Source organism: Bacillus sp. RC51 (genome assembly GCF_044908115.1).
In the GTDB taxonomy this organism is placed as follows: Bacteria; Bacillota; Bacilli; order Bacillales; family Bacillaceae_G; genus Bacillus_A; species Bacillus_A mycoides.
Map to the genome: position 1 here is coordinate 32,622 of NZ_JBIYCW010000003.1, position 24,549 is coordinate 57,170.

At 33.9% G+C, this 24,549-nt stretch carries 24 protein-coding genes; 22 read left to right on the forward strand and 2 right to left on the reverse strand.

What is annotated here, in order from left to right:
- The first annotated feature begins 1 nt into the window (after position 1).
- The 18 genes from ABH959_RS08595 (at position 2) to pgtP (ending at position 19,264) form a co-directional block, all read left to right on the forward strand.
- Positions 2–1,456, forward strand: coding sequence for a lipopolysaccharide biosynthesis protein (locus ABH959_RS08595; protein WP_404492462.1), 1,455 nt, complete (start codon positions 2–4; stop codon positions 1,454–1,456).
- A gap of 30 nt (positions 1,457–1,486) precedes the next feature.
- Entirely contained in the window at positions 1,487–2,074 is a 588-nt protein-coding gene (locus ABH959_RS08600) for a GNAT family N-acetyltransferase (RefSeq protein ID WP_404492463.1), read from the forward strand.
- A complete protein-coding gene (locus ABH959_RS08605) occupies positions 2,064–3,290 on the forward strand; it encodes a hypothetical protein (protein ID WP_404492464.1) in 1,227 nt (408 codons plus the stop codon). The genes ABH959_RS08600 and ABH959_RS08605 overlap by 11 nt, the downstream gene beginning before the upstream one ends.
- Positions 3,291–3,302: 12 nt before the next feature.
- A complete protein-coding gene (locus ABH959_RS08610) occupies positions 3,303–4,550 on the forward strand; it encodes a hypothetical protein (protein ID WP_404492465.1) in 1,248 nt (415 codons plus the stop codon).
- Positions 4,551–4,575: 25 nt separating this feature from the next.
- The gene (locus ABH959_RS08615) at positions 4,576–5,796 is read left to right on the forward strand and encodes a glycosyltransferase family protein (protein ID WP_404492466.1); all 1,221 of its coding nucleotides are present in this window, start codon (positions 4,576–4,578) and stop codon (positions 5,794–5,796) included.
- Positions 5,797–6,111: 315 nt separating this feature from the next.
- Positions 6,112–7,233, forward strand: coding sequence for a glycosyltransferase (locus ABH959_RS08620; RefSeq protein WP_404492467.1), 1,122 nt, complete (start codon positions 6,112–6,114; stop codon positions 7,231–7,233).
- 29 nt (positions 7,234–7,262) lie between these two features.
- Complete coding sequence (gene cps2T / locus ABH959_RS08625; RefSeq protein ID WP_404492468.1) at positions 7,263–8,420, forward strand: beta 1-4 rhamnosyltransferase Cps2T; 1,158 nt, start codon at positions 7,263–7,265, stop codon at positions 8,418–8,420.
- Between the two features lie 78 nt (positions 8,421–8,498).
- Positions 8,499–9,392: a glucose-1-phosphate thymidylyltransferase RfbA gene (rfbA, locus tag ABH959_RS08630; RefSeq protein WP_219300881.1), complete on the forward strand. Its 894-nt coding sequence runs from the start codon at positions 8,499–8,501 to the stop codon at positions 9,390–9,392.
- Positions 9,393–9,405: 13 nt separating this feature from the next.
- A complete protein-coding gene (gene rfbC, locus ABH959_RS08635; RefSeq protein WP_404492469.1) occupies positions 9,406–9,963 on the forward strand; it encodes a dTDP-4-dehydrorhamnose 3,5-epimerase in 558 nt (185 codons plus the stop codon).
- An 11-nt stretch (positions 9,964–9,974) separates the two neighbouring features.
- Positions 9,975–10,994, forward strand: coding sequence for a dTDP-glucose 4,6-dehydratase (gene rfbB, locus ABH959_RS08640; protein WP_219300885.1), 1,020 nt, complete (start codon positions 9,975–9,977; stop codon positions 10,992–10,994).
- Positions 10,995–10,997: 3 nt separating this feature from the next.
- Positions 10,998–11,837, forward strand: coding sequence for a dTDP-4-dehydrorhamnose reductase (gene rfbD / locus ABH959_RS08645; protein ID WP_219300887.1), 840 nt, complete (start codon positions 10,998–11,000; stop codon positions 11,835–11,837).
- A gap of 115 nt (positions 11,838–11,952) precedes the next feature.
- A complete protein-coding gene (tagU, locus tag ABH959_RS08650; protein WP_404492470.1) occupies positions 11,953–12,867 on the forward strand; it encodes a polyisoprenyl-teichoic acid--peptidoglycan teichoic acid transferase TagU in 915 nt (304 codons plus the stop codon).
- A 99-nt stretch (positions 12,868–12,966) separates the two neighbouring features.
- Entirely contained in the window at positions 12,967–13,797 is an 831-nt protein-coding gene (locus ABH959_RS08655; protein WP_404492471.1) for an SGNH/GDSL hydrolase family protein, read from the forward strand.
- Between the two features lie 119 nt (positions 13,798–13,916).
- On the forward strand, positions 13,917–14,588 hold the full coding sequence (locus ABH959_RS08660) for a response regulator transcription factor (RefSeq protein WP_404492473.1): 672 nt from the start codon (positions 13,917–13,919) through the stop codon (positions 14,586–14,588).
- A gap of 11 nt (positions 14,589–14,599) precedes the next feature.
- Complete coding sequence (locus ABH959_RS08665) at positions 14,600–16,030, forward strand: HAMP domain-containing sensor histidine kinase (RefSeq protein ID WP_404492474.1); 1,431 nt, start codon at positions 14,600–14,602, stop codon at positions 16,028–16,030.
- A gap of 66 nt (positions 16,031–16,096) precedes the next feature.
- Entirely contained in the window at positions 16,097–16,879 is a 783-nt protein-coding gene (locus ABH959_RS08670) for a DUF3919 family protein (protein WP_404492475.1), read from the forward strand.
- Positions 16,876–17,910, forward strand: a complete 1,035-nt coding sequence (locus ABH959_RS08675) for an ABC transporter substrate-binding protein (protein ID WP_404492476.1) — start codon at positions 16,876–16,878, stop codon at positions 17,908–17,910. The genes ABH959_RS08670 and ABH959_RS08675 overlap by 4 nt, the downstream gene beginning before the upstream one ends.
- A gap of 19 nt (positions 17,911–17,929) precedes the next feature.
- Positions 17,930–19,264 carry an MFS transporter gene (pgtP, locus tag ABH959_RS08680; RefSeq protein WP_404492478.1) on the forward strand — a complete coding sequence of 445 codons (1,335 nt, stop codon included), beginning with the start codon at positions 17,930–17,932 and terminating at the stop codon, positions 19,262–19,264.
- A 143-nt stretch (positions 19,265–19,407) separates the two neighbouring features.
- On the opposite strand, the gene ABH959_RS08685 is transcribed toward pgtP, so the two are convergent.
- Positions 19,408–19,920 carry a DUF3278 domain-containing protein gene (locus tag ABH959_RS08685; protein ID WP_404492479.1) on the reverse strand — a complete coding sequence of 171 codons (513 nt, stop codon included), beginning with the start codon at positions 19,918–19,920 and terminating at the stop codon, positions 19,408–19,410.
- Positions 19,921–20,112, reverse strand: coding sequence for a helix-turn-helix transcriptional regulator (locus tag ABH959_RS08690; protein WP_219375297.1), 192 nt, complete (start codon positions 20,110–20,112; stop codon positions 19,921–19,923).
- Positions 20,113–20,549: 437 nt separating this feature from the next.
- Here ABH959_RS08690 and ABH959_RS08695 point away from each other — a divergent pair, with 437 nt between their 5' ends.
- The 4 genes from ABH959_RS08695 to yknW all read left to right on the forward strand — a co-directional run bounded on the left by ABH959_RS08695 (position 20,550) and on the right by yknW (position 24,418).
- The gene (locus ABH959_RS08695) at positions 20,550–21,734 is read left to right on the forward strand and encodes an efflux RND transporter periplasmic adaptor subunit (RefSeq protein WP_404492480.1); all 1,185 of its coding nucleotides are present in this window, start codon (positions 20,550–20,552) and stop codon (positions 21,732–21,734) included.
- On the forward strand, positions 21,731–22,411 hold the full coding sequence (locus ABH959_RS08700; protein WP_002089682.1) for an ABC transporter ATP-binding protein: 681 nt from the start codon (positions 21,731–21,733) through the stop codon (positions 22,409–22,411). Before ABH959_RS08695 ends, ABH959_RS08700 begins: the two co-directional genes overlap by 4 nt.
- Positions 22,408–23,610: an ABC transporter permease gene (locus ABH959_RS08705; protein ID WP_002089681.1), complete on the forward strand. Its 1,203-nt coding sequence runs from the start codon at positions 22,408–22,410 to the stop codon at positions 23,608–23,610. The genes ABH959_RS08700 and ABH959_RS08705 overlap by 4 nt, the downstream gene beginning before the upstream one ends.
- A gap of 127 nt (positions 23,611–23,737) precedes the next feature.
- Positions 23,738–24,418, forward strand: coding sequence for a YknW family membrane protein (gene yknW / locus ABH959_RS08710; RefSeq protein WP_404492481.1), 681 nt, complete (start codon positions 23,738–23,740; stop codon positions 24,416–24,418).
- The last annotated feature ends 131 nt before the right edge of the window (positions 24,419–24,549 follow it).

A 24,549-nucleotide genomic window follows, 5' to 3' on the forward strand; every position in this document is an offset into this window, starting at 1 on the left:
TATGAAAAGTGATAGTAAGAAGCTTGCCTCAAGTGGTGCAGTGTATTTTATTTTTTCTATTTTGACACAGGTTATTAATATGTTACTTATTCCTTTGTATACAAATAATCTATCACAAATGGAGTATGGTAAATATGAATTATTGAATACCATTCAACAACTGCTGGGATTAGCGATTACAATTGGGGTATATTCTGGATTAAAGAGATTTTATTATGAAATAGAAAATAAACATGTATTAAGGAACACAGCCTTAAATTTTTCATTTTTATGGGGTAGCATCATATTTGGGTTTGTTTATTTTATAAGTCCAACTATTAGTCAATATATATTTAATGGTGAGCAAATAGCAGTTGATTATATAAGAATTATTGTAGTAAGTTCATTATTGACTTGCCTAATATCAATTTATGTTAGTTTTTATGAAATGGAGTTTAAGGCATTTCGTGCAGCAGTTACTCAACTTACTATTTTGATAATAACTTTTTGTTTAGCGTTTTATTTCATATCTATTAATCAAGAAGGTATTATGGGAGCACTAAAGTCTATTTTAATAGCAAACTTTATAGTTTTTATAATATTATTTATCAGTAATTTTAAAACTTATAAAATACAAATTCATATGAAATATCTGAAAGATATGTTGTATTATGGTGGAGGATTGTTACTAGGGCAAATATCAGCATGGGTATTGAATTTAATTGATCGTTTTTTTATAAAAGGTCTAATTAATTATTCAGCTGTAGGTATATATTCAATATCCTATAAAATAGGTATGCTTATTAACCCAGTCTTTATAGCACCATTTGCACAAGTATTTACATCTTTTAAATTTAAGGCATACAAAGAAGTAGATGGAAAAGATAGAATAAAAAAAATGTTTCATATTTATAATATAATAGGCTGTTTTTGTGTGTTTGGATTATCGATCTTTGGAAAAATAGGGGTTAATATTTTGGCCACTAAGGAATATTTAGAAGCTTATAAAATAATTCCTTTAATCGCAATATCGTATTTCATTTGGGGGATTGGACAATTTTATTCTTTAGGACTACATATTGCTAATAAAATGGTTTCAAATTCATTGATAGTAGTAATAAGCGCAGTTGTAAATATCGTTCTTAATATTGTATTGATTCCTATCATGGGGATTAATGGAGCAGCAGTAGCTACTATTATTGCTTATATGATTGCTAATATTTTTTATTATTATTTTAGTGAAAAATATTATAGTTTAGGTTTAGGTATTTTCTATCCATATAAATACTTTGCAGTATATGTTCTGTTATATGGTGTTTATTATTATTTTATTTCTTCTTTAGAAAATTTATATGTTGAATTTTTCTGGAACGTTATATTATGTGCGGTTTATATAATATTACTGATTGCATTTAGATTTACTAATGTGCAAGAGATAAAAGTATTTTTAAATACGATGTTATATAAAAAAAAATAGAGGTAGTTTATTGTTAATGGGTGATGAAAAATGAAGAAATCAATATATAGTAAAATTTATCAGAGATTGTTTTCGATAATTAATATGTATTCTTTAAATATTGAGCATTATCCAATGCCTAAAGACTTGATGTACTCTTTAAAGGAAATGAATACCGATATTTTATTGAAATTAAAGTATCAGTATGGTGATGAAATAGATCAAGAAAAGTATGAAATTTTATTAAATAGATTATTACATAGTCAGAATGAAATTGGCTATGTAATAACCAATAATGAACAGGAAATATGTGGGTATTTTCATTTGGTGAAAGATGAAATGAAAAGTGGAGGATTAGGAAAAAAGTTAAAATTATCAAATGATATAGTAGTATTATTTGATGATTATACCTTTTTAAAACATCGTGGTAAAGGTGTCCATAAATATTCTATTCTAGCTAGAATAAATAAGGCACGGGAAATGGGATTTATGAAAGCTAATGTACTAATTCATGAGGGGAACACTCCTTCTGAGAGGGCATACTTATCATTTGATTTTCAGAAAACTATTAGGTATAAGGTGTTAAAAATAAAAAAATACAAATTTGTTTTTACTAAGAGGTTAGAAAATGAATATTAGTGTGGCAAAATGGTTAAATAATGCAGATGCTCCTGTTTTATTTATGATAGATGATTTAGCCAATGTATGGATAGATATAGACAGAAATGGAAAATTGGCTTTAGGTGGAGATTGGGGATTTTGGAAGAACGAAAAAAATTCATCTTTTCGTTATTTAAATGAAGTAATATTAAATGAATTTTCTGAGGTGAAAGTTACATTTTTTGTACCAGTAGGAACTAGGGTTGGAATGATAAAGAATCCAGTACTACCTTCCGTATCCCAAAAAATAAATGCCGATAAAGAAACAAAAAAATTTTTTAGAGAAATTCATGAAAATTCTAGGTTTGAAATCGCATATCATGGCACTACTCATGGTGAAGTTGGAGAGACCAATTTAGATTTTAAACAAGAATGGGAACTATTTAGTGATTTAGAGGAAGCAATTCAAGTAGTTGAACAAGGAAAAGAAATTTATAAGGATGCTATAGGAACGAACCCTTATGGTGGAAAGTACTGTGGATATACGAGTAATGAATTTTCTGATTTGAGTATAGATAAAACAGGATTTACATGGTGGTGTAGATATTGGAATCGAGGGATTGAGGATGAAATTATTCCACATATAACAGGAAAAGATAAAGATAAAAAGACTAATTTTGACATAAAAAGATTTGGAGAAAGCAAAGTTGTGGATATACCATCTACAGTTAATGGTGCCTTGTTAACAAGTGTTTTGAATAGTAATGTAACCACTTTTAAAGGCATAGCAAAAAAAATCTTGAAGTGTTTCTTAGTAAGAAAGAAATTAAAAGAAATAGATTATTTGATAGAGCATAATCTTGTAATTAGTATTCAAGAACACATTGCTCCTTCAAGAGATGATGGAAGAATTCAAACACCTAATATATTTGATGATGAAAAAAGTTTGAAAACTGTATTTAGCTATTTGAAAAATAAAAATATTTGGTATTGCACAGGAACTGAATTGGCGGAATATGTGCGTGTAAGAGATGCAATAAAATCTATTATTAGTGATAAAAATTATTTCTATATAGATTATGACAGTAATATAATTTCTGAGAATGAAATGATTACTTTACGCTTCGAAAATAAACAAAACTTTAAGATATTACTTCCTAATAAACAAAGGGTTGATAGCAAACAATCAATTGTGAATCTCCCCATTATGGCAGGGAGGTATGAGGTAATTGAACAAAAGGTGATAAATAGTTAGGAGATCTATAATATGCACTTAGATTATAGGACGAAAGAAAAAGTACTTGTATTGAATTATGGGTTAATATTTTGTGTAGCTTTGTTTTTAATTAAAGAGAATATAAGGGGGATACTAGGGGATGGATTGGCGAGTATCAACCTCCTCTTTGCCTTGTTAATGACTATTCTGATATATAAATCTATAAAAAGTAAATTATATAATACTTTGGTTTTATATATAGTTTTTTGTATATCCTCTATTATTTTGGTGAATGGAATAGTTGGCCTGCACTATTCTGTTTCTTATATTTTACTAACAATTGTTGGTGTTATATTTCCCTTTGTTCTAGTAGCTATTTCAATAAGTAAAGAAGAAACTATATTGTATTTTAAAAATTTCTTAAGGCTGTTCAATATAATAGTCATATTATTATTGTTTTTTGGGGTAATAGACTTCCTAACCAATGGGTTAATCCAATTGAAATTAGCAGGAACTTGGTTTAAAAACAGCGAAATTAGTGAGCTTATTTATATGGAACGTTCATGGGGAGTATATAGATATTACTCTATATTAGGCCATCCTTTAACTAATGCTAAATATTTTTTGTTCTTTTTAGTTTTGAATAATGTTTACGCTATAAAGGCAAAGCCCATTTTGAATAAATATATAGTTATTTTCATATCTATATTGGGGTTATTACTTAGTGGCAGTAAAACTGCCATTATTTTAGGTCTAGTAGTGCTGGTTTTTTCTAATATTAAAAGTAGAAAAGGCTTAATGGCCTTATTATTCTTAGTTTGTATTTTATGTGTTTTATATAATACAGACTTATTCCAGGAAAATTTAAAACAACGCTTTTTAGAAGGAATAGTAAGTGGGGATATTACCTCTGGAAGGAATAGTTTGTTAAGTTTGATGTTAGCTAATCCTGATCAGTTCCCAAATCTGTTAGGTGGTGGAGCGGGATATTCTAGGGAAGTGGCTCAGAGTTTTAGAGGGAATATATTTAACTTTGAATACCCAATAGTGATGCTCGCTTATGATTATGGAATAATATGCACAATATTAATTTATATTTGTATATTTATTTACCCTTGCTATGTATTTTTGAAAAATAAAGATTTTCAAATGCTATTTTATTTTCTGATATTATCTGCCATGGTGAATTCGAATAACGGTCTAGCTAATTTAGGAAGTGATTCACTGGCACAATTCTGCTTTCTAATTTTCATTATGCAGGGGATCTCAGGTAACAAAAATTTAATCGTAGATAAATAGCTAATATTAGAGAAGAGGATTATTAATGAGAAATATTTTAATGATATCTGATTATATTGAAGGACAACCAGTTGTTGCTTCTGTTAGATATGAAGGAATGATGAAGTACTTTATAGATAGATTTAAAATTATAGTATGTAATGATAGTGCTTTTGGAAGTTTTGAAAGCAGGTTTGTTTCTGAAAATTATAAGTTTCATACTACAAATACGGTCTTTACTCAAAGTATTAATGATGTGCAAAAAAAGAGAAGTTTTTTTGAAAAAATGATAAGGAATAGTTTTATTATGCCGCTTTGGCGAACTTATAAATACAGTCGCTATAATTTCCGAAAGAAAAATATAGCATTCTTCCAAAACATCGACAACTGTCTTCGAGAAAATGGTATAGATTGCATTATGGTTACCGTACCAGATGTATATGGGCTGTATATTTTGGAATATGTTAAGGAAAAGTATCCAGATATTCCAGCAATTGTTGAAGTAAGAGATATTATAGACCACAATATTGGAACGGGTAATCCAACATATATATATAGAAAAGCAGAAAAAATAATGCTAAAGTATGCTGATGGTATTATAGCTTTATCCAAAGGTATCTATAAACACTATAAAGAGCTTCAGCCAAATAGTAATATGGTTGTTATTAGAAATGGTTATGAACATGAAATATTTCAAGATAGTATATATAGGTCGTGTCTAGCTAACAATGGAACTTTGGTACTGGCTCATGTGGGCTCTATTTATAAGGGGAGAAATGTTAAGGAATTTTTATTAGGGTTAGAAGATTTTTATCAAACTACCGGTATCAGAGTTGTTTTTAATGTTGTTGGAGTTCTAGATCAAGAAGCTTTAGAGGATATTAATCAAGTGGATCTTAGTGAAGGGGTAACAGTAAATATTATTGGATCTGTACCACATAAGGAAGCTATTGATTATTTAAAAAGCTGTGATATCTCGGTCATCATTACGCATAAAAAAGGTAGTGATTTTGCAATCCCGGGTAAGACTTTTGAGTATATAGGTGCTTGCAAACCGATATTAGCAGTAACTGAGGATTCAGAATTGATTTCATTCATAGATTCGAGATATGGAGAGTGTGCTAAACACAACCAAAAGAATATTAGTCAAAAATTGTTTAAGATAGTAGAAACAGAATATAATTTTTCAGATCGTCTAGACTATTCTAGAGAAAAACAAGTAGAGGCAATTTCTGAATATATAGGAGAGTTTATTAAAGGAAATTGAAGTTTAAAATATATATTTAATTTAAAAATAAACCACCTAATTAATATTAAAATTCATTTAGTTTAGGCTATTAGATGAGGCATTTACTTTCGACTATAAATATATTCAAAAAGCATAAAATGGTATACAAGACTGCGAATAAAATATTAGTAGAGTTCAATTATAATCATAGTAGTTAAAAGTATGTTTTTAGAGTCAGGTAAGAAGCCACATAGCTACTTAAGGGAATTATTTATGGAAAGTAAAATAATTCCTAAAAGCGGTTAGATTACTAATAGGTTTCCTAAGCTTTAATTGAAAGGAAATAATCTATTTATGAAAATACTAATGCAATCTAGAATTAATTTATTTACAAGTTCTGGTGGCGATACTATCCAGTTGTTAAAAACAAAAGAGTACCTTGAAAAAAAGGGAATTTCGGTAGATGTGAGTGTAGAATTAGAACCTGATTTAACTGACTATGATTTAGTACATTTATTTAATCTAACAAGGGTACAGGAAACGTATATTCAGATAATGAATGCAAAAAAACAAAATAAACCAATAATACTATCTACTGTCTATTGGCCATCACATGAATTTGAAAAGATTGGACAAACTGGAATTAGAGGCTTGATAAGTAGCCTTTTATCCGTAAATCAAATTGAATCCCTTAAAGCAATTTATAAATATGTGTTTAAAAATGAAAGAAATAAGGGAACTAGATATCTGATGACGCATAGTTTTAATGCTATGCAGAGGGAAATATTAAAGGCTTCTGATTGGTTTTTGCCTAATTCAAGGTTAGAGATGGAACAAATAGAGCAAGTATTAAATTTCAAAACTGAAAAATATACGGTGGTACCGAACGCAATCGATAGAGAAAAAGTTTTAAGTGCTTTGGAAGAGGATGTTACAGAATTTGATGAGTTTAGAGATTATATCTTATGTGTGGGAAGAATTGAAACAAGAAAAAACCAAGAAAATTTAATTCGAGCATTAGAGTGTACAGATTACAAAGTTCTTTTTGTTGGAAAAGTTGCACCTAGTCATCAAGGTTATGGTACCAATGTCATGAAAAAAATAGAAGAAAACCCCAACTATAAATATATTGATTCAATATCTAATGATATGCTGTATCAATTATATAAAAAATGTAAGGTGCATGTTTTAGTAAGTTGGTTCGAGACACCTGGACTTGTTAGTTTAGAGGCTGCTAGTATGGGATGTAATGTAGTAGTGAGTGATAGAGGAACAACAAAAGATTATTTTAAGGATTATGCATTTTATTGTGCTCCCAACGATATTGAAAGTATAAAAGAAGCAATTGAAAGGGCTTATGCCTATCAATATAAAACAGATTTTAGAGAATATATTTTAGAAAACTATACATGGGAAAAAACTGCAGAAAGAACATTAGAAGGATATCAAAAAGTCCTTAAAAAATATAATATTTAAATATACCTAAATTAGGAGATACATAAATTATGAAACATGTATTTATCATCGGATCTAAAGGAATTCCCGCAAAATATGGTGGATTCGAAACATTTGTAGAATACTTAACAGCTCGAAAACAAAGTAAAGATATTCAATATCACGTATCTTGTCTAGCTAATGATAATGATGAGTTTAAGCATAATAACGCAAGATGTTTTAATGTGAAAACACCTGAAATTGGTAGTGCAAAAGCAGTAGCATACGATATATTTAGTTTAAAAGAATGTATTCGCTATATCAAAAAGAATAATCTAACAGACTGTATTGTATATGTACTAGCATGCCGTATTGGACCATTCTTTTCCTTTTATAAAGGGAAGCTAGAGAAAATGGGTGTCAAAGTATTTGTAAATCCAGATGGTCATGAGTGGAAGAGAAGTAAATGGAGTCCTGCTATCAGAACATATTGGAAAGTATCTGAGAAGCTAATGGTTAAACATGCAGATTTATTAGTATGTGATTCTAAAGGTATCGAATCTTACATTAAAACTGATTATAAAAAATATGAACCAAAGACAACGTTTATTGCTTATGGTGCGGATGTTGCATCATCATCCTTAAAAGACGATGATATGAAGTTAAATGAATGGTATAAGAAACACGATGTAAATGCTAATGAATATTACTTAGTGGTTGGTCGTTTTGTTCCAGAGAATAATTATGAACTAATGGTTCGTGAATTTATGAAATCAGATTCTAAGAAAGATTTTGTAATTATTTCTAACGTTGAACAAAATCAATTTTATCAAGATTTATTGGCAACGACGAATTTTGATAAGGATCCTCGTGTTAAGTTTGTTGGAACTGTATATGATCAAGAATTATTGAAGAAAGTTCGTGAAAATGCATTTGCATATTTCCATGGGCATGAAGTAGGTGGAACGAATCCATCATTATTAGAAGCATTGGCTTCTACAAAATTAAATATGCTTCTAGATGTGGTGTTTAATAAAGAGGTTGGGGAAGAAGGAGCTGTTTATTTCTCTAAAGAAGGTGGCTCTTTAGCTAACTTAATTCATGAAGTTGAGCGATATTCACCAGAACAAATTAATGAATTGAGTAGTAAGGCGAAAGGTAGAATTATCCATGAATACTCATGGGAGAAAATTGTAAATGATTATGAATCTTTATTTTTAAAGTCATAACAAAAATTAGAAGGGGGATGAATCTAGACAGATTTATTCCCTATTTCTATGATATATATAAAGGAGTGCGAGTAATTTATGAAAGGTATTATTCTAGCTGGAGGTAGTGGAACACGCTTATATCCACTTACACAAGCGGTATCAAAACAATTGTTACCTGTATATGATAAGCCAATGATTTATTATCCATTATCAGTATTAATGCTTGCTGGTATTCAAGAAATTTTAATTATCTCTACACCACAGGATACACCGCGTTTTAAAGAGTTACTGGGAGATGGTTCACAGTTCGGGATAAAGCTTGAATATGCTGTGCAGCCTTCACCAGATGGTTTAGCTCAGGCATTCATTATTGGAGAAGAGTTTATTGGTAATGACTCTGTAGCTCTTGTTCTTGGTGATAATTTATTCTATGGACATGGTTTAACGAAATTATTACAAAACGCCGTAGAACGTCAAGAAGGGGCAACTGTCTTTGGATATTATGTAAATGATCCAGAACGTTTTGGAGTTGTGGAGTTTGATGAAGATGGAAAGGCTATTTCTATTGAAGAGAAACCTCAAAATCCAAAATCACATTATGCTGTAACAGGTTTATATTTCTATGATAATCGTGTTATAGAGATTGCAAAGAATATTAAACCATCATCTCGTGGTGAATTGGAAATTACGGATATAAATAAGGTTTATTTACAATTACAAGAGTTGCATGTTGAAATTCTTGGACGTGGCTTCTCTTGGTTAGACTCTGGTACGCACGAGTCCTTACTAGAGGCATCTCAATTTATTGAAACAATTGAAAAACGTCAAAGTTTAAAAGTAGCTTGTTTAGAGGAAATAGCCTTTAGAAAAGGATATATTACACGTGAGCAGCTATTAGACTTAGCGGAGCCGATGAAAAAAAATCAATACGGTCAATATTTAATTCGATTGGCAGAACAAAGTAAACAAAAACAACCAATTTATCAATAAGGGAGTACGTATAATGAATATTGTTGAAACTAAGATTCCGGATGTAGTTATTTTAGAGCCTAAAGTATTTGGAGATCATCGTGGATATTTTATGGAAAGTTATAATAAAGATGTTTTTGATAAACTTGGTTTGGAGTATGAATTCATTCAGGATAATCAATCTTTATCAGTACCAGCCGGAACATTACGTGGATTACATTTTCAGTTAAATCCTAAAGCACAGACAAAGATAGTACGCTGTATTACAGGTGCTATTTATGATGTAGCTGTTGATATTCGTAAAGGCTCACCTACATATGGTCAATGGATTGGTGTTATTTTAAGTGAACATAATAAGCGCCAATTAGTTGTGCCAAAAGGATTTGCGCATGGATTTTGTACATTAGTACCGAATTCAACAGTGGCGTATAAAGTAGATGAATACTATTCTCCTGATCATGATGCAGGTATTCTATGGAATGACCCAGCATTAGGAATCGATTGGCCGGTAAGTGAACCGATTCTTTCAGAAAAGGATACTAAACATCCAATATTAAAAGAAGCAAATATTAATTTTGTGTACGAGAAATAAGGAGGAATAACATGAAGTTATTAGTAACAGGTGGCGCAGGGTTTATTGGAAGTAACTTTGTTCGATATATGGTGAAGAAGTATCCTGAATACAATATTGTAAACTTAGATGCGTTAACATATGCAGGTAATTTAGAAAATCTAAAAGATATTGAGGGATTATCTAATTATAAATTTGTCAAAGGTGATATAGCAGATCGTCAGTTTATTAATCAATTATTTAAAGAGGAAAAGTTTGATTATGTATTAAACTTTGCAGCAGAATCGCATGTTGATAGAAGTATTACAAATCCTGATATCTTTATTCAAACGAATATTCAAGGTACACAAGTATTACTAGATGCTGCTAAAAATGCAGAAGTAAAAAAATACTTACAAGTTTCAACAGATGAGGTATACGGAACTTTAGGCGAAACTGGTTACTTTACGGAAGAAACACCCTTAGCATCAAATAGCCCATATAGTTCAAGTAAAGCTGGTGCAGACCTATTAGTTCGCGCCTATCATGAAACGTTTGGATTGCCTGTAAATATTACGCGTTGTTCAAATAATTACGGACCTTTCCACTTCCCAGAGAAGTTAATTCCTCTAATGATTATTAACGCGTTGAATGATAAGCAATTACCTGTATATGGAGATGGTTTAAATGTACGTGATTGGTTACATGTGGAAGATCATTGTCAGGCAATCGATTTAGTACTTCATAAAGGAAAAAATGGTGAAGTGTACAATGTTGGCGGAAATAATGAACGTACAAACATTGAAATCGTAAAAACAATCTTAAAAGCATTGGATAAACCAGAATCTCTAATTAAGTATGTTACAGATCGCCCAGGTCATGATCGTCGTTACGCAATTGATGCGACAAAACTTCGTGAAGAATTAGGTTGGTCACCAAAGTATAACTTTGATACAGGCATTGAACAAACTATTAAATGGTATTTAGAAAATCAAGATTGGTGGAAAAATATTATTTCTGGAGAATACCAAGAATACTTCAAGAATCAATATGATAATAGATTAGAGGTATAAAATATGAAAGTATTGGTAACAGGAGCTAAAGGACAGTTAGGGCAGGATGTAGTAAATTTATTAGAAGAACAGACATGGGAAGTCTTTGGGCTCGGCAGAGAAGAGTTAAATATTACAGATGAAAAACAAGTAAGCGAAAAAGTATTATTAATTCAGCCGGATATTATTATTCACACGGCAGCATATACACAAGTAGATCAAGCGGAAAGCGATGAAGAAGCTGCTTTTAATGTCAATGCCGAAGGAACGAAATATTTAGCGAAAGCTGCCGAAGCAGTGGGGGCAAAGTTTTGTTATGTAAGTACTGATTACGTTTTTGATGGAACAAAAAATGAACCATATAAAGCGGATGATCAAACTAATCCTCAGACTGTATACGGTAAATCGAAATTGGTTGGAGAACAGTATACACAAGAGTATTGTTCAAAAAATTATATTGTTAGGACTTCTTGGGTATTTGGTTTATATGGTAATAATTTCGTGAAGACGATGCTACGTTTGGCAGAGGAGAAGAAAGAATTAGGGATTGTTCATGACCAAGTGGGTTCACCAACTTATACAACTGACTTAGCGAGATTTATTATTAACCTTGTACAAACTAATAAATATGGGATATACCATGGTTCTAATTCAGGGGTGTGTTCGTGGTATGAGTTTGCAAAAGAGATATTTGAACAATCTAATATTGAAATAATGGTTAATCCGCTAACGACAGAAGATTTTCCAAGGCCTGCTGCACGCCCTAAATATTCGGTGCTAGATAAAGGGATGATTGAACAAAATGGATTTGAATCGTTCCAAGATTGGAAAAAAGCGTTAAAAGATTTTCTTAAGAATTTGTAAGATAGTGGGGGAATTAGTGATTTACAAATGATTTGTAAATCTGTATAGTTTTATATGGAATAATACCTGATAAAAATAAAGTTATTTAATTTGTTACTTGAAAGAAGGAAAAACGATGAAGAAAAAGATTCTATTTTGGATTCTAGGTATCATTGGTGTTCTTGTTGTTGCTGGTGGTGTATATGCATATACTATTTACTCTAATGTATCTAATACATTAAATACAGTGCATAAGCCTTTGGATCGTGATAAGTCTGACAAACGAGATAAGAAGGTAGACATTGCGGATAATAAACCTATATCTATTTTATTGATGGGTGTAGATCAAGAGGATAATGGAACAGGTAGATCCGATTCACTTATGTTATTTACCTTAAACCCAAAAACAAAATCTATGAAAATTACAAGTATCCCACGAGACTCTTATACGGAGATTGTAGGTAAAGGTAAAAAAGATAAGATCAACCATGCCTATGCTTTTGGTGGCATTGATATGGCTGTAAAAACAGTAGAGAATTTTCTTAATGTACCAGTCGATCATTACATTGAAGTAAATATGGCTGGATTTAGAGATATTGTAGATGCTGTTGGTGGTGTTGATGTAAATAACGATTTGGAGTTTACATCAAGGGATCAACATTTTGCTAAAGGTAATATCCATTTAAATGGTGAAACAGCATTAAAGTATACTCGTATGCGTTACGAAGATCCACGCGGTGACTTCGGTCGTCAAATGCGTCAACGTCAAGTTATCCAGGCAGTAATTAAAAAAGGTGCAAGTGTATCTTCTTTAGCGAGCTATGGTGACGTACTAAAAGCAATTGAGAAAAACGTTAAAACAAGTTTAACACAAGATCAAATGTTTGATATTCAAAAGAACTATAAAGATTGTATGGAGAACAGTGAAGAAATTCAAATCCCAGGTGACGGTCATAAAGCCGCTGATGGTATTTGGTACTACTATGTTCCAGATGCAGCAAAACAAGATATAACGAACAAGTTAAAAGCGCATCTTGAATTAACGAAGTAATGTTTATTGAACCCAACTCCTTTGGAAGGAGTTGGGTTTATTTTTGCGTAGGTTTATATTAGTATTATATATTGTGAGATTAATAGATGAGGTGAATCGATGAATAAGAAAGCAGTTCTTGTCCTATTTATTTTTGTATTGTTTGTTGCTTCGATTGTGAGCGGTAAATTGTATTGGAATAAAAAGATTGCGAATGCAACAGGACAAACGAGTGAAGTAACGAAAACAAAGGCTGAAGTAAAAGATAGCGGAGCGAAGAAAGAAGAGAAAAAAGAAGAGAAAAAGCAAGATGCAAAGCCATCTTTTAATGAAGCGTACGCAAAGAACTTGCCAGATGCAGTGAAAGAGAAGTTAAAGAAAGCTGCTGCGGATAAAAAGGCAATGAACCTTGTTATTGTTGGTGATGAAGCTTCTTCATCTGAAAAAGATGCTTGGGTAGCTAAGTTCACTGCTAATTTAGAGGCTTCTTACGGTAAAGGTTTATGGAATGTGACGGTAAAGGAATATAAGGGTGAAAGTACAGAGGAATTAATCGCGAATAAACGCGATAAAGAGATTGCGAAAGAAAATCCAGATGTAATTTTATTTGAACCACCATTTATTACCGACAACGGAAAAACTGGTAATGGAAATTCTGTAGCGAGTACACAGAAGTTTGTGCAAGCACTTTCTACTAGTGCAAAAGGTGCTACGATTATGATTCAACCATCAAATCCAGTGTATGGTGCGAAGAATTATCCAAAAGCGATTGAAGCATTAAAACAATTTGCGACGCAAAATAATTATACATATATTGATCATTGGGGAGCATGGCCTGATGCAACAACGAAAGCAATTTTACCGTACTTACAAACAGAGTTCGGTTTCCCAAGTGCTAAAGGGCATGAAGTTTGGGCACAATATGTAACGGATTATTTTGTAGCTAAATAATGAATTGATTAAAGAGAGGGTATCGTCGTTCAACGTATGTTCGACAATACCCTCTCTTTTTTTGTCTTATTTTTGCTATACTAAACTGTACTATAATACAGGACGAGAGGAGGAGAATGATGAAAATACTTGTAGTAGATGATGAATCGAGTATTCGTAATTTGATTCGGATGCAGTTAGAGATGGAAGGGTATGAAGTATTGACGGCGGCTGATGGGAGAGAAGCTTTAGAGAGATGGAATGAGCAGCCGGATGTACTTATTTTAGATGTGATGCTTCCTGATACGGATGGGTATGAGTTGTTACGTTTCTTCAGAGAGAAGGAGCGTGATATTCCGGTGCTTATGCTGACGGCGAAGAGTCAGATGAATGATAAGTTACTTGGTCTTCAGCTTGGAGCTGATGATTATGTGACGAAGCCTTTTAATTATGCGGAGCTTATTCTTCGGGTGAAGAATATGGCACGGCGTGTGAAGAAGGAGGAGGCAACTGTAAGTCATGAAGTAATTCGCGCAGGTGAGTTAGTGATTTGTCCTAAGGAACGAAAGGTTCATGTGAGTGGACAGGAGATTCAGTTAACGTACCGAGAGTTTAATTTATGTCAGTTGTTTGTTTCGAATCCGCAGCGTGTATTTATGAGGGATGAGTTACTCGAGAAGGTATGGGGGTTTGAGTATATCGGAAATACGAGAGCGGTTGATATTATGGTGCAGAGACTGCGAAAGAAGCTCGGTGCGAGCGGAGAGTATATTAAGACAATTTATGGTGTTGGGTATAAGCTTGATTGCTAAAAGGTGATGATATGTCTTTAAAACGAAATATGGTGTTCGGGATAGTTGGATTGTTGATTCCAATTCTTGTTCTTTTGTATGCGGTTGTTTATATTGCACTGGAGAAGAATGTGTATCATAATGCGGCAGATTCCTTAGAGAAGTTAAGTGTGGAAGCGCAAATTTATACGATGAATTATTTAGAGAAGGAAGCAGAAGTAGAGACGTTAGGTCCTAATTCGCTTTTAATTGCTTCGTATTTAGCGAAGCGAATGGATGTCCGGGTGCAGATGATTGGGAAGAATGGGGATGTTGTTGCAGATACTCAAAAAGGAGCATTACTTCATCGAAATATTGACATTGAGAGTTCTTTGAAGGGAAAGAAATCTTATGTTTTCGAGGAGGGAGACCCAGCTCCAATTCTTTTGTTTTCAAGTCCGGTTTATTATGGAAACGATGTCATTGGAAGTATTCGTTTTATAAATGAGTTAACGGATGAGAAGGAAGTTTTAACAAATGTAAGTTGGACGTTTTTAATGACGTCTCTTTGTTTAGTAGCTGCTGGTATTTTCTTTGCGATTCGTTTGGCGAAGTCTCTTCATAAGCCAATTGATCAGTTAAGGCAAATGGCATATCGGCTTGCGAACGGAGATTATGAAAGTAAGATTGAGCTAAATGAGTATGTGGAAATTGCGCAGCTTTCAGCGTCCTTTAATGCGATGGCTGATGGGATTGAACTGCATATTAAGCAGCTGAAGGAAGAGAAAGAGAAACAGAAAGATTTCTTGGACCGCATTACGCATGAGCTGAAAACACCGCTTACGGCAATTATCGGTTATGTAGATTTAATTCCGAAGTTACAATCGAAGGAGGATGTGCAGGAGAGTCTTCGTTATGTGGCTGTAGAAAGTGAGCGTCTATTATCACTTGTAGAGGAATTACTTAAGTCTTCCAAGTACGGGAAGAGTACGTTTGAAGTGTCTCCTACAGTTGTGAATATAAAGGAGTTGGCAGAGGAAGCAATTTCGATTGTGAAACTCAGGTTGCAGCAGTTTGAAATTGAAGTTATGAATGAGTTAACAGAAGTACACGTCGTTGCGGATTTTGATAAGACGAAGCAAATTTTCTTGAATGTGCTTGATAATGCGATTAAATATAGTGATGCTACGCAAGTTCGTATGAATGTAATTATAAATGAGCAGGAAGCGAAAGTTTTTGTTCATGATGATGGTATTGGTATGGATGAAGGTGTGCTTGCAGAATGGAATGAGTCTCCGGAAGGTAAGGTGCTTCCTTCAAGTTACGGGAATGGCTATGGCTTATACATTTGTCAGGAGATTATGAAGAAGCAAGGCGGAAGTATGCGAATTGAGAGTAGTGAAGAAATGGGAACTACAATATGTATTACATTTTTACTTCCGAGACGGATGGAAGACATAAAAAACTTGAAAGCGGTTAAATGATACATTTATGAAACAATTATGCGGTATTTTCGAAACAACGTTTTTTTATCTTGGAGGTAGGCAGAAATGAAAAGGCTATCATTTCAAATTCTTATGTTTGTCTTTTGTATGATCGTTTCTCTTATTTTGTTTTATGTTATTGAGAAGCAAATATATAATCGAATCACAATTGTGGATGACAAACAAGCCGTTTTACAAAGAGTGAATGAATCCCTTCCTACTGAAGTGAAAGTAAGGCATGAGAAGTGGGGAGAAATTGTTGTAACGGATGAAGTTCGTTTGCATACGATTGTTTCATTCTTTGACCGAATTCGAATAGAACCGAGAGAAGCGAGGAATCAAGAACAAGTATTTACTGGAGAAGTAACGTACTTGAATGGACATAAACGTACTTTTGCAGTAGGTGACTTGTTCCAGTACGAGGCTAATGTATACGGAAAGAATGGCACGGATCCGATGATCTCAGCATTTCAAACGTATTTGTTAAGTCTGTATTATACACCAGAGCGCATTAGTAATTTCTTTGCGGAGGCAAAGGAAGTTGTAGTGAGGCAAGGGGATGTAATACGTACTATAGATCTTACGCAAATATTTGATTCTATTCGATACGCAAAGCAAATTACAGATTACGGAGAAATTCAGAAATTATTACAATCGCAGAAGGATCCGATTGCTTATGTTACTGCTTATAAAACAGGTAAGCGTATAAAGAATGAGCGTGAAGATATTCTAACTATTTCTGTGTATCCATCTTACTTTGTTGTGCAATATCTCGGTGATAATAACGGGAATGTCATGTATATGAAGGGCTCCCTAGCAGAGTTATTTGTAAAGGAGAGTGTGTCATGAGAAAGATAGCCTTTTTCTTCTTTTTGCTAATAATCGGAGGAGCGATGTCTAGTTGCTCTCGAGATACAACCTCTATTAAATATAATAAAAGTGGTCTCCCTATTTTGAATGATCGTCATCTTGTTGCGTATGTGGCGGCCCGCGAGGAAGTTGGTGAAGCTTTGCTTTCGTCATTTTGTAAACAACGCGGGTGTACATATGAATTTATTCGTCTATCGACAGAAGAACTTCTTCGGAGAGTAGAAGAGGAAGCTGGAAATCCGAAGGCGGATATTATTATTGGCGGTACAGTAGATGCGCATCAAATGATGAAGCAAAAGAACCTTTCTATTCCTGTTACGACCCAGCATGCGAATCGTATTTCAAAGACTGTTAAAGATAAAGATGGTTATTGGTACGGTTATGAAGTGGAGAAACTGGCAATCGCGATTAATAAAGAGCGGTGGAATGAAGAAATAGCGCCGCTCGGTCTTCCATATCCATCAAGGTGGCAAGATTTATTAGATCCGGTATATACGGGTAAGATTGCAATGCCTGATCCAAATGTTTCCGGCACAGCATATACTTTGTTTCAATCACTTATTGATACTTTAGGTGAAGAAGAAGCGAAAGAGTATGTTAAGAATCTTGCAAGGCAAGTTGGTGAAGTGACGGTGAATGGTTATATGCCAGCAGAACTGGTTGCGAGCGGTGAATATATGATAGGCATCAATTTTGCGGGCGATCAGAGAATGCTTCAGAAACAAGGCTTTCCTATTGTAAGTAATGAACCTGAGCAAACAGGATTATCTGTTAATGCGATTTCGAAACTGAAGCGTGCACCGAGTGGTATTATTGCGGACTTATTTATTGATTATTGTTTATCAGAAGAAGCGGGGCACATTTTAGAAAAAGTTTCGTTTGGCGTACCAACGATGTTTGCGAAGAATCAGAAAGAGATAGAAGGTCAGCCGGTTAGAAGGACGAACAAAAATATATCAAATAGTGGAATAATCGAGATATGGAATAGACAGCGTCTCTCTCAGCAGTGAGAAAAGGAGACGAAAGAATATGTTTAAATGGCTTAAGCCAGCACCTGCAATTGAGAGATTGCCGGCGGATATGATTGACAGGGTATACAAATTATTACGTATTCGTGTGCTAATGGGAATTTCAGTTGGGTATGCTGCTTATTATTTAGTGCGCAGTAACTTTACGTTATCAAGTACGTATTTAGTACAAGAATATGGTTTTAGTACAGCTGAAATTGGATTGCTAGGTTCAGTAATGGCAATTGTTTATGGGTTCAGTAAGTTCTTTATGGGGAATTTATCGGATAAAGCTTTCGCCCAGCGCTTTATCGCAGTCGGATTATTCTTATCAGGGCTTGTAAATATTTGTTTCGGTTTTGCATCTTCATTTGGGATGATTGTTACATTACTTGTCTTAAATGGTATTGTACAAGGTATGGGAGCACCACCTTGTAGTATCGTTATGACGAAATGGTTCTCGAAGAAAGAACGTGGTACGAAAACAGGTATTTGGAATATTTCACATAACGTTGGTGGAATGCTAGTGCCGCCCCTTGTCGGAATCGGTGTAGGTATTTTCGGTGAAAGTCATTGGCAAGGCGGAGTGTTTATTTTCCCAGCGATTATCGCAATGATAATTTCAGTTCTTGTTTGGATTAATGCGAAGGATACACCAGAATCTGAAGGTCTTCCTCCAATTGATGAGTATCGTAATGACTATGAAAATCTTGAAAAAGCAGATAATGCTAATAAGATGTCACCAAAAGAAATTTTAATGAAATATGTAGTGACAAATAAGTTCGTTTGGTATTTATGTATTGCGAATGCATTTGTTTACTTAATTCGTTTCGGTGTTATTAACTGGGTTCCGCTTTATTTAACAACAGTTAAAGGTTTTTCAAAAGCAGAAGCGCATGCTGCATACGCGATTTTTGAAGGTATGGCAATTCCAAGCTCATTAATCGTTGGTCTTTTAAGTGATAAGTTATTTAAAGGAAAACGTATGCCATTATGTATTATGAGTATGGCCGGGGTTGTTGTTGGTACGGTTGTATATTGGCAAGCATCTAGCGTACTTGTTGTAAGTATTGCAGTTTCTATTATCGGATGTTTAATTTACGTACCACAGTTCTTAATCGGTTTAAGTGCGATGGAATTAGTACCGAAATTTGCAGTAGGTACAACAGTTGGTATGTGTGGTCTGTTCGGTTATGTAGGCGGAAGTCTTGTAGCAAACGCAGCAATTGGTGTTATTGTTGACCGTTCTGGCTGGGATGGCTGCTTCATCTTACTATTAGCAGGCGGTATTTTATCAACAGTATTCTTATTTATCGTTCAACGTGGGCATGAGAGAAAAGGTCCTAAAGTGGCGTAATAGTTTATTCGGGGAAGCGATCCAATCATTATTTTGGATCGCTTTTTTTATAATCGAAAGGACGACCATATGTAAAATTAAAGTTTTATGTGTAAATCGCTTATATATTAAATAGTACTTTCAGTTACTGAGGGGCTAGTTACTTAATATAATTTTTTTAGATTTAATAAAGTAATTACATACATGGATAGACCAAAAAAAGCCCCAGCCCAGCCCCAAAGTACAACATCAAATAAAGAGACAGAGATTTCTTCTGAACCTAAATAAGGAAGGATATAAGTCATAAATACAAACATTTGGAATCCCCAAAGTGCACCTGCTTTTAAGCCAGCTTTTTTTAATGTCTTTTTATGTTTTAAATACTCTTCTTCTGTTGCACACTCAGTATCATTTAGGCCCTTTTTTTTCAATTTAAAGATTAAATAATTAGCGTAAATCATATTAATAAGAAAAATAAATATAGTACCTATAGATATTGTATGGTTCATAGTATCGACGAGTAGCATAATAAGCATTACGAACATATTTAACCACCATAAACCAATTCCAGCTATAGCTAATTCTTTATTGATTTCTTGTTTTTGATACTCATCTCTTTCACTAATTGTTCCAATAAAATTATTATAAACTTTTTCTTTCCATTCAATTTTCATCATTTAATCTCCCTCCCAAAATAGGTTGTTTAAATCTGTTTTTAACGCTTTTGCTAATTCGATACATAAAGCTAAAGAAGGATTATATTTATTGTTTTCAATTAAGTTTATTGTCTGTCTAGCCACATTAACTTTTTTAGCTAATTCTAACTGAGACAGGCCTTCAGATTTCCGATAGTTTTTAACGTTATTCAAATATAAACCTCCTATTAATATTTGTAGGCTTCGTGTACTAAAGTGTCATATATATATGACACTTTACACTTGGATAAATAAAATGTCAAATATATATGACAAAAATGAGGGCGATGTAATTGGGGGATTTAGTTTAATAATTCAAATTAGTAGGAAGTTCTTTAGTAAAGGACGGAGCATGAAATTGATGTTGTGTAAGATGAAAATGTATCATCTAAATACAAAAAAACTAATTTAAATTGGATTTTTCTTTTCCTTAAAACTATCTTAAAAGATAGAATGTCATATTTCTAATCATTGGTATTTTTGTTACAATATAAATGATTGTGTAAAACTTTGTAAAATGAGTGTAACAATGTAAGTGGGGATGCAATTTTCCGAAAGTTTTATACAATTAAATATCTATTAAACTATTAAGATATAAAAGGAGAGAGAATATGTTACCAAATACGGTTCGTACTCCAAACAAGAAGAAGAAATGGATTATCATCGGAGTTATTGCACTAATTGTTATTGTTGCAGCAGTTAATATTTTTGTTATGCAAGGTAAGAAGAAAGGTACGGCGAAGACAGATGCTGTAAGTTTTGAGAAAGTGACAGAGCGTAAGCTTAATAATACGAAATTAATTTCTGGTCAAGTGAAGCCAGGAAATATTGAAAGTTTCTATGCGGATCCGACTAAAGGAAAAGTGAAAGATATTGAAGTGAAAGAAGGACAAGAGGTAGAAAAGGGAACGAAATTATTCTCTTATGATAATGAAGAAATTAATCTGCAAATGAAGCAAGCTGAGCTTGATCAGAAGATGGCGGATATGCGTTATGATCAAGGGAAAAAGACGATTGATTCATTGAAGAAAGAAATTAAGAAGGCGAAAGATAGCGGGGCTGGGAAAGAAGTAACAGACCCAATGGAAGAGAAATTAAGTGAGTTAGAAATGGCACAAAAGACAACTGACCTTGAGAAAGAAAAAGGGAAGTTACAAAAAGAAGAGTTAAGTAAAAAACAGAAAGAACTTACGATTTATAGTAATTTCACTGGTGTTGTACAAAAGTTAGACAAAGATGCGGCACAAAGTTCATCTCAAGCGTTAGGTGGTCAAGGGAAAGCATTTTTACAAGTTGCTTCTAAAGACCCGTTCCAAGTTCAAGGGACTTTAACAGAGCTTCAAAAGTCACAAATTCAAAAAGATCAAACGTTCACTGTAACTGCGAAAGCAAATAATAAGAAAAAGTGGACAGGTAAGATTACGGAAGTAAGTGAATTCCCAACGAGTGCAGAGATGGCTCAAGCTGCTGGTGAGGGAACTCAAAATATGTCTCAATATACATATAAAGCAAGTCTTGATAGCCAAGATGGTTTATCTCCAGGTTATCACGTTTCTCTGCAAGTAAATTTAGAGAATAAGACGATGATTGCTGTTCCAAGTAAGAGCATTGTAGAAAAAGGCGAAGATGCATTTGTTTATATTGAAGAGAAAGGAAAGCTTCGTAAACAAAATGTGAAAAAAGGTTCTACTGATGGAGACTGGACAGAGATTGTTGAAGGCGCAACAGTGGGGCAAAAGGTGGTTAAAAATCCTTCCGACGACGTGTATGACGGAATGGAAGTGAAAGAGAAATGATTACGTTAAATAATATTGCTAAAACATATTATCAAGGAAAATTGGCAGTGCCGATTTTACATGGTATTAGTTTAACAATTCAAAGCGGTGAGTTCGTTTCTATTATGGGACCGTCTGGTTCTGGTAAATCAACGCTTATGAATATTATCGGTTGTTTAGATCGTCCAACAGAAGGTGAATATATGTTGAATGATGTGAATATCTTAACAGCAGACGAGTCAAAACTAGCTTTAATTCGTAATGAATATATCGGTTTTGTATTCCAGCACTTTAATTTGCTGCCGCGTCTTTCCGCAGTGGAAAACGTTGAACTTCCGCTCATCTACGGTGGAGTGAAGAAAGCAGAGCGTCGTCAAAGAGCTCTTGAAGCGCTTGGAAAAGTTGGATTATCAGATAGAGTAGACCATTTACCTAGTGAATTATCAGGTGGACAGAAGCAACGTGTAGCTATCGCAAGATCGATTGCAAATAATCCAACGTTCATTATGGCCGATGAGCCGACAGGTGCGCTTGATACGAAGTCTGGTGCACAAGTTATGGATATTTTCACGAAGCTAAATGCAGAAGGTACGACGATTGTTATGGTTACGCATGAAGAAGAGGTAGCGGCGTATTCTTCCCGCCGTATTGTACTGCGAGATGGGAAAATTACAGAAGATAGAAGGTGTGCAGTATGAGTTTACTAGATAGTATAAAAATTGCCCTATCTTCTATTTTAGCTCATAAACTGCGTTCAGCTCTTACGATGCTCGGTATTATTATTGGTGTTGGTTCTATTATTACTGTCGTTGCGATTGGGCAAGGCGGGGAAGCGATGCTGAAGTCGAAATTCGCAGGTTCTGGTGGTAATAACCTTATGCCAATTCAGTTTAAACCAGATATTAATGATGAGTTTGCTATAGGTGGATTTCAAATACCGAAGTTAACTGAAGAGGATATTTTGGAAGTAAAACAAGTGAAAGATGTTTCACATGTTATTACGACAAACCAGAATTCAGAGGTACTTGATGTAAATGATAAAAAAGCAAATCTAAATGTTATTGGTCTTGATAATGAATATTTTGCGGTTAATAAAGTAAAGGTCGTAAAGGGACGTACTTTAAATGAATCCGATATTTCTCATGCAAATAACGTTGTGATGATTAGTACAAAAACAGAAGAGACGTTATTTAAGGACGTAAACCCAGTTGGACAAATTATTGAGATGAAGGGGCAGCCAATGCAAATTATTGGTGTGTATACATCTGATAATGAGTTTATGGGATTTGAAATGGAAGAAGCGTTAATTCCCCTTACTTTATGGCCTGTTTTATACGGAACAGATGAGATTCAAAGTATAGCAATTCAATCTAAAAATGTAGACAATTTAGAATCAGCAGGGAAACAAGCTGTTGATGTATTAAATAGTCGTAAGCCAAGTGAAATTCCAGGTAAATATGAACTGGTGAATTTAAAAGAGTTCCAAGAAAATGTTTCTAAAGTTACTAATATCATGACGATGATCATCGGTGGTATCGCTGGTATTTCATTAGTCGTTGGTGGTATTGGCGTTATGAACATCATGCTCGTATCTGTAACGGAGCGTACGCGTGAAATCGGAGTGCGTAAAGCGCTTGGAGCAACACGTAGTAAAATTTTATTACAGTTTTTAATTGAAGCCGTTATGTTAACGCTTCTAGGTGGTTTAATCGGAATCGGTCTTGGGTATGGCGGGGCATATATCGTTTCCACATTTGCGAAGTGGCCACCGCTCGTTTCATGGGAAGTTGTCGTTGGGGGCGTATTGTTCTCTATGACACTAGGTATTATTTTCGGATTAATTCCAGCGAACAAAGCTGCGAAATTAGATCCAATTGAAGCACTGCGTTATGAGTAATTTACTAGTGTATTAGAGAGAAAACTCTCTAATACACATTACCGTTCTAGTGGGCGGTTCGTAGCCTCTAAATGAGGATGTGAACCGCCCGTTAGAACGGGTTATATAAATAGAGGGAGGCGTTATAATGGAAGCGAATATTAATATGCAAGATGAAGGTGCGAAGAAGCCGTCATTATTTGGAATGATTACTTCTCCAGGTGTGCAGTTTGAGAGAATGAAAACGAAAAGTCCGGTTTGGGGGGCATTTTTCCTGTTTGCTATACTTGGGACAATCACGGCAGCGGTAGTGGCTTATTTAGCGTTAGTTAATACTCCGGAGTTGGCAAAAGAGCTTAAGGGCGATTCAGCAGGTATGGTTAAAGGGTTTACTCTTGGAGGGGGAGCGATTTTTGGTTTCCTTGGAACAATTGTTGGTTTGTTTATTGTAGCTGGATTTTATAAGGTTATTATGATGTTCATGAGTAATGATACACCGTATATGAAGATATTATCTATTTACTTATATGCAAATATTGTTTATTATCTTGGTGGTATTCTAAATGCAGTGCTAGGTTTTATTCTTGGTGGAACTGGTACTGATAAATATACAAGTTTAGCGCCTTTATTTGATCAGGGAACGATTGCTTATGGTATTGGTTCTGCGTTTGAAGTGTTTAACATTTGGAGCTTGATCTTAACTGGTTTAGGCTTGCATATCGTTGCCGGTTTAAGTAAAAAACAGGCAATAATTTTAATTTCTATATTCTTTATCCTTACAATTGGATTTAGTATGTTAGGCGGTATGTTCTCTGGCTTTGGTAAGTAATATGTTATTTTGAAAAGATGGCTCATCCTAGAGCCATCTTTTTTATTTTTACCCCTATTTCAAATACCCCTATTAGAATTTCAAATACTGCCTAGTGTAATTTCAAATTCCAGCAGCAGTATTTGAAATTA